Here is a 9,910-nt window from a genome sequence, read left to right as displayed (position 1 = left end):
AATACTAAAATGGCAAAATAATATCCTTTTTCGTTTAGCTCCATTGCGGCATTAAATAAACCTATGAGATAAGCCCCAACACCCAACATCAACGCTGCCCAAGATGCCCCTATAAAAGCTGGAGTTGGCGCTCCTTCTTTTCTTTCCGTTTTAACTTTTTGTTCCTTTTCTTTCCTTTTATCTAGTAAAACATCGTGCTCATTAGACATTTAATCTTCCCCCCTAATATCCTTTTTCGATACATTTTTAACATTGCGGGTACATCATTGTACCTTTGTCATTATCCAAAGTAAATAAGTATAACATTGCTTGTTAAACAATATTATTATTATTAATATTTTACTTGAGTTAACACCTGATGGCAATGGTCTTTTAGATTCATATCAAGCGTTTTCTTCCTATTTTCAACCGAAAATGCGTTATCGATTTATGGGACGATAAAATGAAAATAATTTTAAATAAAAGCAAGACATCAAGTTTAAATTGTTTACTTTGGCCACTTGAGCTAAAGTTATAATCCAAATACAGATCCCATAACCAATCGAACGTATGAGCTTGCAACTGACTATGATTTTATACATCTACTTTCTAGACTCAGAAGATTTGTAAAAAAACCTCATGAAAACCGATCTTTACTTTCCAATAAAAATAAACTCCTCCCTTTAACTCATATTTATTCAGAACTTGGAGCAGTGTTAATCTTAGAAAACTAAGGCTTTCGCCAAACCTTGGCGAGAACTAAAGTTGCACTTACGACGCACAGGAAGTGCTAGTACTGGCGTTGCGACAAATCTTTACGGTGGGACGAAAGCGTAGCTACAGTCCCAGGACGTCGCGCTTTTAGCCAGTGAGCAGTAGGAAAGTTTTAAACTTTCTTATCTGCCAATAAATTCTAGACCTTTCTTTAGCACTTTCTTACAACGGAGCAAGTGGCCCACAAGAAAGTTGTGGAAAACTTAACCATAAAAGTAACGACTACATTTCATGAAGACAAAAATAAATAATGTTTTTTAATGTGGTTGTAATTAAATATTAAACTCCATTTGTTAATATTGACATAACATCTGAGAAGGAGCTAGCCAACATGAAATTTAAAGCATTAATTTGTATCCTTTTTAAAAAACATAAATATAATTACTTTACTGGCGCATGCGTTAGATGCGGTAAAACGAAAGAAACATTTTAAAGCAAAATGTTTCTTCTATATAATATAGCTTATTCACCGTTTTCAATCGGCTCACAAATAATAGCTAAAGGAACATTTAATTTGGACCAAACTTCAACCGTTCAAAAGCTGCTTCCTTCGTTGTGAATAGTATGTATTTAAAGTTTCCTTGGTTTTCCTTTTTAAAATAGTGGCTATCAGGAAATACGTGCCTTTGTGAGAGCGATCCAGACTGGTCACAGGCGAATCACAAAATTTGCCATCACTAAAGTTATATCTGATAAAGATTTTTCACTTAAATACTTTCCTTCTATTCTTGCCCTACGATGAATAATCGTAAAATATGTTTCGTTACTATTTTTCTCTAATAAGAATGCTTACCCAATTATACGTCCAAGACAAAAGGCTTTCTCTATTATCTTTGACACGATTAACAAAAATAAAAAAACACGTCATATCAGTATGTTTATCTAATATGACGTGGAGTGGGAGATTTTCTTTCTTAAACAATGCTTATTTCTTTGATTATTTTCTTCACTTGGCTCGCTGCTTTGACTTTCACTTCTAGGCATGGTGAAATTATTGTTTCATAGTCACGTTGGTAAATTGCTTCTCTTAGCTCATCGATTGAATCGCATTCTGGGAATATGTTTATAATGGATCCATATTGCAGTTGTTCATGAGTGTCGCTACCACCAACAACTGGAATTTTATATTCATTTGCAAAGGTACGTACTCTTTCTTCTATTTCCGATCCATAAGTAAATAGATCTTTTCCATTTAAATCATATGCGTCAAACTGTTTGAGAATAGATGGTTCGTGATGAACCCATGGTGTTGATTTACGTAATGGATGAGCACCAATTTTCAATACATTAAAATTTGCAAGTAAAGTAATTAGATCCTTTACTGGAATAAAAGATTCCTTGTCATGAAAAGGGAGAAGAAGACGTGCGATCGTTAAGATGTCATCACGAGAACCGATGATGAGAAAATGTCCATTTTCCTTCACGTCAACCTCTAATCCACAAAATACTTTCATTCCTTCAATCTCATAATAGTCTTTATTATATGTAAATTCTTCTTGAAACTTTTCATATAGCTCTATAATATTTGTAGCGTTAAAGTGTTCCGTGATCGCTAGTGCAGTAAGTCCACTTGCTTTTGCTTCTTGCATTTTCTTTTTAAAAGTTTCTAGAGAAACATTTATTTTTTTTGATAAATTCGCATGTGTATGAAAATCGATATGCATGAAAATTCTCCTTTTTAATTACGTTCTTTCTTAGGATGGAAATGTAGCACCAAACCATAAGATAAGTAAAATAATAATCGTTTGTGAAAGAATGAATATATAGTCTTGTTTTCTAAATTTTAAATAGGCTAACTTTTGTTTCTTTGCTTCAGGATTATGAAGCGAATACGAAAATCCACGCACTTCTAAAGCTTCTACTGTAAGTCGCGTTCGTTTTGCTACGTTGAGCATTAACGGATAAAATGACTTAATAATAACTATGATGTAATAATAAATGATCCTCCATTTTACAAAACCATGTTTTTCAGGTGTTTTCCCGCGTAGCCTGTAAGATTGAAAAATTTGATGGTACTCATCTAACAGAATTGGCAACATACGAAATGCATAAGAGACAGCAAAGCTAAATTGTGCCGGTAGCCCTAAACTTAATAACCCATCACTTAGCTTTTCTGGACTCATACTTGTAAAAACAGAGACACTGGTAATCGACATGATAAATATTTTCATCGACAGGGTGAGAAGTGGCATAACCGTTGCCAAGCTACTACCTGCAAAGAAAGCTGTAACAACAAATATCGTAAATAGCTCAGTAATGATTCCAATCGCAAGCAATGTTAATATTAACGGGCTTACTCGTGAAATAACTGCAAGAAATGCTGTATAGATGATAATAGTGATTAAAATTGTATTATTAAAAGTAAACCATGGTAAAAGACTGATGATTAAATACCAAAAGATTAATAACCTAGCGTCAATTCTAGCAAAGTATACATCGGGTTTACCAAAAGCGGTTTTTATTAACTCAAGTTTAATTGTTTCTACATTTAGTACATCTTTTATTTTAGCCGTTAGATCCATCAACATGAGCCTCCTTTATTCTCTCAACAAATTCATTTACAGATAAAGCAGGTTGGATGTTTAAAGCGAGACTAAGTTCTGCAATCTGTGGTAATTTTAGCCCGGCTTGTTGCCATATTTCAACACGATCAAATAAAACCTTTGGCGTACCATCAAAAATTATTTTTCCATGCTCTATGACGATTACTCTCGTTGCCCATTCTGCAACAAGTTGCATATCATGTGTTGCAATGAGTACTGTTTTTATTTTGTCACGAATCGAATGTAGGATATTAATTAATTGTTTTCTGTTCCCTATATCAAGGCTTGCTGTTGGTTCATCTAGCATCATGACTGTTGGTAACATACCAAGACCAATTGCGACAGAAGCTCTTCTTTGCTGACCTCCACTCAGTAATCTACCATCAAGTGGAAGTATATGATTCATGTCTAGAGACTCCGCTATCTGTTCGTATAGAGTGTCATGCTCGATATTTCGTACATTTCCGAAATAAGTAATGTCATTTTCAATCGTATCTTGAATGAACATTTCCTCAGGGTTTTGATAAATATAGGAAATATAGCTGGAAAGTTCTTCAACAGGTGTTTTTAAAACATCAATACCATCGACAGTAATGGCTCCTTGTTTTGGTTTAATTATGCCGGCAAGACTCTTCATTAGTGTTGTTTTTCCCGCACCATTATTTCCAACAATGGCAATTTGATCACCTTCATAAAATGTCATTTCCTCTATATTTAAAACAGTTCTTCTTTCTTTATTCAATAACTTCACTTCATATTGAAGATCAGATACGGATAATATGGCTGAATTCGTTGTCCGTAATTTTGGCTTTAAACAATTTGAATCCGATAAAAAATAATAATTTTTAAAGTAAGTGATTGCTTCTTCAACTGTAATCGGTAGGTCATCATTGGATGTATAGCTATCTAATTGCATCGCTGCTTGCGTTACCTGTGGTGGGTAAATATGTGCTTCTTGAAGTTCGGTGACATGGAGTAATCCTTTTCTTACATCTTCATGCCATTTTACCTTCCCATTTTCAATGAGAGCGACTTGATTACAGTAATTTGCAATAAATTCGGTATGATGTTCGATTGTAATGATTGTTTTTCCTAATTCTTCATTCAAATATTTCAATTTTTCATATATTTCGGTTGCATGCTGTGGATCAAGTTGTGCAACGGGTTCGTCAACAATAAGTATTTCAGGATTGAGAGCTAGTACACCTGCAAGTGCTGTTAAATGCTTTTCTCCACCGCTTAACTCCCAAATTGTTTTATCTTGCAAATGTGTTATTCCTAGTAGTTCTAATGCCTGTATCGCTTTTTCTTTATAATCTGCATATCCGAAATTAAGTGGAGCAAAAGATACATCCTCTAGAACAGTTAGTTTCATTAATTGATTTTGAAAATCTTGATAAACATAGCCTACATTGTGACTTAGTGTTGCAACAGCTTGATCTTTAACAGGTTCTCCCTCTATAATGACTTCTCCTTCATAATGTCCAGAGAAATAATGGGGAATTAAACCGTTTATTGTTTTACAAAGAGTTGATTTACCACTTCCATTTCCACCGATAATGGCAAGAAAGTCTCCTTGATGAATGGTTAGATTTGCACCATTTAATACCGGATGCTCAGCACCTGGATATTGATAGTGAACACCTTTAATTTCTACAATTGGTTGATTTAAGCTGACCATTTTACATTATCCTTTTTCTCTTTTTTAGCTTTTTTTGTTAACCTTACTGCGATAAATATGACCGTAAAAGCAATAATTCCTGCAGCAGATATCGGTAACCAGATAAATCCATTTCCAAATTGCTCTAAGAATCCTGGGTCCCAAACCGCGAAGTTGATGTCCATTTCCGCCATAAACTCAGCAACTAGCCCAACGAAACTAAGGAAGATGGTGATGATCATTAGACGAACAGAAATAAATTCAGTAATTGAAGCTTTTTCATTTTTGTCTCGTGGATTCATTCCCATTAAAGGCTCAATTTTTCCGTATAATTTTGGTAGTAAATAGAGTGTAGGAATTAATCCGAACAGTACCCCAGAAATAATCATATTATTAACGAAGTCAAATGCCTCCATTGCGACAATGCTTTCTGGTAAGCCTGGAACTGCTTCTAATTCTTCTACTCCATACCATACTTTTCCAATATCAACAATGGCACCTAGAATTTGATCAATTGCTACCCCGATAAGTACTGCAATTGAAATTTGTTTTTTGTTCATTGGATCTCTGACAAGTAGTCCTGCAATATACATTGCTAAAGTAATTTGCAGAAATCCTTCAACTTCACCTAATCCCCCAAAATCTCCCAGTAATAAATCCCCAAAGATAATTGCTCCTATAGAAGCTCCAAGGGCTGCGTATAATGGATGAAATAAGATGACGAGAATGACCGGAACAAAAGCCATGTATGAAATAGAAAGATCAATAGGACCTATTTCAAACTCAGGCAACAATTCTGTAAATAAATTTGCTAGGCCATTAAGTGACATTGCCAGGATAAAAATCATCATTTTCTGTGACTGAGTATATTCTGTTTTCTTCACTAAATTATTTGACACGATCGTTTCCTCCTTTTATTTTTGAACTATCTTCATTGTATCTGCGAAAGATTAATTAGATGTTAATAATTGGTTAAAAGAAGGTAAACTTTAGTAAAATTTCAATGGTAAAATATATTTTTACAAAATGTATGAAAAATTAATTTAATAGATTGTCATGGAGGCAAATCATGGAGGGAGTTGTACTTCTATATCCAAAATGATAATTTGTAAAGTTGCTTGAATTTGTAATGGATTTATTTCAAGCAAAATATTATATTAAATTGTATTGCAAGTGATATATTTATGTAGTATGCATTCATGAAAGGATTCGAATAGATAATGAAAAGTAATTTTTGGCATGATTTACCTCGTCCATTTTTTATTCTTGCACCAATGGAGGATGTTACCAACGTTGTATTTCGTCATGTAGTTAGTGCGGCTGGAAAACCGGATGTGTTTTTTACAGAGTTTACGAACACAGATAGTTTTTGTCATCCTGAAGGTATTTCTAATGTGAGAGGGCGTTTGACTTTTACAGAAGATGAACAACCTATTGTTGCACATATTTGGGGAAAGAACCCGGACCATTTTCGGACAATGAGTATTGAATTGGCTAAATTAGGGTTTAAAGGCATCGACATAAACATGGGATGTCCAGTTCATAATGTAGCATCTCAAGGTAAAGGAAGTGGCCTCATCCGTCACCCCGAAACGGCTGCACAAATAATTCAAGCAGCCAAAGCGGGTGGATTGCCTGTAAGTGTGAAAACGAGACTTGGATATACGTATATCGATGAATGGAAAGAATGGTTGACTCATGTTCTAGAACAAGATATCGTAAACTTGTCTATTCATTTACGAACAAAAAAAGAAATGAGCAACGTGGATGCACATTGGGAACTAATCCCAGAAATCAAGGAACTTCGAGATAAAATAGCTCCACAAACTCTTTTAACGATTAACGGAGATATACCTGATCGTCAAACAGGAATGAAACTTGTCGAACAGTATGGTGTAGATGGAATTATGATTGGGAGAGGAATTTTTAAAAACCCATTTGCTTTTGAAAAGGAACCTAAAATTCATAGTAGTGAGGAATTACTTAACTTACTAAGACTTCATCTTGACCTACATGATAAATACTCAAAAGATCTAGACGTTCGTCCATTTAAAACGCTGCGCCGCTTCTTTAAAATATATGTAAAAGAATTTAAAGGCGCAAGCGAATTAAGAAATCAATTGATGACCACAGAATCAACAGATGAAGTGCGTGCCATTCTTTCTAATATAGATAGTTAGCAGCGGTGTCGAATATAGGATACTGACAATACTCTTTATGAGGTTTCTATTTAGTGATCCGTGGCTTAAACCACGGATCTAATTGCTTGTTTAAGATAGTTAAAGAAATTATTTGACGCTCTTTTGTATTTCTTCTTTTAATTTTACTAACGCTAACTTAACTAAAATTTTGACTGGACTTAATTTTATCTTTCAGAACTTTTTCCGTTTTAAAATTTACATAAATATGCACCGCGATATGTAATATCATATATATAATATTTCCAGTATTATATATTATTGGTTCATTCTTAGAGTTATAAACTTCACTTATACCTCAGCCTTCTTAATAAAAACAATTCTATCCAACATCCATCATTCTTCTTAATCATTTACATTTTCAATTTCTAATGGATCAAGCATTTCATACCCTTTATTCTGTAATCCTGTAACGATGTCGGCGAGAGCATCGTTTGTCCATTCACGATCATGCATTAACAATATCGCACCCTCACCTAACAACGGGCTGTCCACCATGATGTCTGTGAGTGCGTCGGCATCTTGGTATTCTTTATCCCAATCATAGCCATACGTCCAATTCATAAGGAGCATTCCCTCTTCTTCGACTAGTTTCTCACTATACTCTGTATTTTTCCCAAATGGGGCACGGAAGAATTTAGGTTTTTCACCGATAATTTCTTCTACTAATCTATTAACTTCGGAAATTTCCTTTTTTTGTTCTTCTTCATTTATTGTCGTGAGATCGATATGGGTCATTGTATGGTTACCAATCGGAAAGCCTAGCTCATTGATTTCTTGCAACTGTTTTCGTCCTTCTTCATCTTGGAGAAAATGACCATTGACGAAAAAGATGGCTGGAGCATCTAGTCCTTTCAACGTTTTCGCCATTTCAACTGCATGTTCGTCAGGCGCATCATCAATAGTTAATAATACAACTTTCTCACTAGCATCATCCGTCGGTGTAACAAACCACTGTGGAGTCACTTTATAGGCAGCCTCTTTATTCTCTGAATCCTTCTTTTCATCAACATCTGTATTGTTTTCTTCTTCCGCTGACTCTTTTTCCACTTCTGTTGAATCACTTGCTGTTTCATCTTTTGTCGCTACGTCACCGGGAGCACTCTCTTCGGATGTTGCTCCACATGCACTTAACAAAACAATAAGTGAACAAAACAGAAGTACGTGAAGACGAGATGACTCTATTAAACGCATTTAATCTTCCCCTTTTTCTGTTTCATTCTCTTCTTCAGTTGTATCGCTTGCTTTTTCTTCGTCATCTTTTCGCTCTATATCGTTTTTTTCTTTTTCCTTTTGCTCTATCTCTTTCTTCAATTCTTTATCTTCTTTTTTTACCTTTTTCACTACCTCTTCATCTAATTCAGGTGTATAATCTACATTCTCTGTATAATTGTTTGAAGCGTTCCAAAGAAGAAATTCATTAACACCCGCTTCATTCAATGCACGTATTTGAGCTTCCACCTCTTCTTTACCATATTTTTTATAATTTCCTGATCCTAGCCAGGATGCTGTGAAATCTTGAATCCATGGTCGTGAAATTGGTGGTGTATCCATTTGGAGAAATTTCTCCTTTTCTTTAACTACATAATTGTGAATTAATTGATATGGATCTAAATCTGGTTTGGCGACATCTAAATTGCCGTCTCCCCAATGAGAAGGGTAAATCATCGATGATAAAACATCAATTTGTTCACCGATCGTAACAATGTCTTGCCCAATTCCGCCAGCACTTGGAACTGTCACTGTGTACCCAAATACATCGACAGAAATATCTACATCATAGGGCTCTAATTCTTCTTTAGCATGAGTAACAAAATCAGTTACTGCTTGGACACGCGCTTTCTCTTGATTTTCTATATTTTCATAATCTCCTTTATCATAAGCAAGATCTTCTGCTTTGTTTTCGAACCCTTCAGGAAAACGAACATAGTCAAATTGAATTTCCGCAAAACCCATTTCAGCTGCTTCTTTAGCGATGATAAGATTATGTTCCCACACATCTTTTTGGAAAGGATTAACAAATGCCTCATCCCGACCATTGCGCCATACTTCCTTTCCATTCTTAAAAGATAGTTCAGGGTTTTCATCCGCTAATACAGAATCTTTAAAAACCACAATCCGAGCAATTGGGTATATATTATGTTCTTTAAGCACTTTTAACATTTTTTTTGGATCTTTTATGTATGGTTTCCCAAACGAAGCTAACGGAGACTTTTTATCTGGTTCATAGGTGATATTGCCAAAATCATCTTTTATATCAATGACCATTGCATTTAAATCCGTGTTTTCAATTAATTCTATCAAGCTATTAAATTTCTCCTCACCAGCTGAATGACCAGTGACATAAAGACCCCGAACACTTTCAGGTTTCTCGAAATTAAATTCTTTCACTTGTTTTTTGTTATCTTCGTTAGTAGATTTATCTCTAGCGTCCTCATTAGAGATTTCATTTTGTTGAACTTCCTTTGGCACAGTTGCTTCTCTTTTCTCTTCATTATCATTACTTGTTGACTGGTCCGAAGCACAAGCAACGAGGATAAAGCTAGCAAAGCTGCATAGTAGTATTATTGAATAGATTTTTTTCAACATTATCCTCCTTTACACATCATACTTTTTACTAAATTCCCTTATCTGTGTCGAATAAAACTATAAAACAACTTTTCTTCTATACTAGTATCAAAGTTTTGTAGAAAAATGTCAAAGGATGTTAAGCTTTCAAATTAACGTGGTCTTTTTGATTTAACAAATTTTTATTA

Annotated in this window: 8 protein-coding genes; 1 reads left to right on the top strand and 7 read right to left on the bottom strand. The window is 34.6% G+C overall.

Annotated elements, in window-relative coordinates:
• The 5 genes from ACPYKA_RS14650 to ACPYKA_RS14630 all read right to left on the bottom strand — a co-directional run.
• Window positions 1–209, bottom strand: a 209-nt coding sequence (locus tag ACPYKA_RS14650; RefSeq protein ID WP_479542968.1) for a YiaA/YiaB family inner membrane protein, incomplete at its 3' end; no start/stop codon positions are given.
• Between the two features lie 1,458 nt (window positions 210–1,667).
• Window positions 1,668–2,417: a PHP domain-containing protein gene (locus tag ACPYKA_RS14645; RefSeq protein ID WP_479542967.1), complete on the bottom strand. Its 750-nt coding sequence runs from the start codon at window positions 2,415–2,417 to the stop codon at window positions 1,668–1,670.
• 30 nt (window positions 2,418–2,447) lie between these two features.
• Window positions 2,448–3,275: an energy-coupling factor transporter transmembrane component T family protein gene (locus tag ACPYKA_RS14640; RefSeq protein WP_479542969.1), complete on the bottom strand. Its 828-nt coding sequence runs from the start codon at window positions 3,273–3,275 to the stop codon at window positions 2,448–2,450.
• On the bottom strand, window positions 3,259–4,977 hold the full coding sequence (locus ACPYKA_RS14635; RefSeq protein ID WP_479542966.1) for an ABC transporter ATP-binding protein: 1,719 nt from the start codon (window positions 4,975–4,977) through the stop codon (window positions 3,259–3,261). The genes ACPYKA_RS14640 and ACPYKA_RS14635 overlap by 17 nt, the downstream gene beginning before the upstream one ends.
• Window positions 4,965–5,855 (bottom strand): DUF8171 family membrane protein, encoded by an 891-nt coding sequence (locus ACPYKA_RS14630; RefSeq protein ID WP_479542965.1) that lies wholly within the window; start codon window positions 5,853–5,855, stop codon window positions 4,965–4,967. Before ACPYKA_RS14630 ends, ACPYKA_RS14635 begins: the two co-directional genes overlap by 13 nt.
• Window positions 5,856–6,176: 321 nt before the next feature.
• Between ACPYKA_RS14630 and ACPYKA_RS14625 the strand changes: the two genes are divergently transcribed.
• Window positions 6,177–7,136, top strand: a complete 960-nt coding sequence (locus ACPYKA_RS14625) for a tRNA dihydrouridine synthase (protein WP_479542964.1) — start codon at window positions 6,177–6,179, stop codon at window positions 7,134–7,136.
• A 363-nt stretch (window positions 7,137–7,499) separates the two neighbouring features.
• On the opposite strand, the gene ACPYKA_RS14620 is transcribed toward ACPYKA_RS14625, so the two are convergent.
• Together ACPYKA_RS14620 and ACPYKA_RS14615 are read right to left on the bottom strand one after the other, a co-directional pair.
• Window positions 7,500–8,348 (bottom strand): polysaccharide deacetylase family protein, encoded by an 849-nt coding sequence (locus ACPYKA_RS14620; RefSeq protein ID WP_479542963.1) that lies wholly within the window; start codon window positions 8,346–8,348, stop codon window positions 7,500–7,502.
• The gene (locus ACPYKA_RS14615; protein ID WP_479542962.1) at window positions 8,349–9,743 is read right to left on the bottom strand and encodes a putative glycoside hydrolase; all 1,395 of its coding nucleotides are present in this window, start codon (window positions 9,741–9,743) and stop codon (window positions 8,349–8,351) included.
• Window positions 9,744–9,910: the final 167 nt, after the last annotated feature.

The sequence above is a fragment of the Pseudogracilibacillus amylolyticus (SeqCode) genome (assembly GCF_051918545.1).
Classification (GTDB): Bacteria; Bacillota; Bacilli; order Bacillales; family Amphibacillaceae; genus Pseudogracilibacillus.
This window is presented reverse-complemented; position numbering and strand designations above follow the sequence as displayed.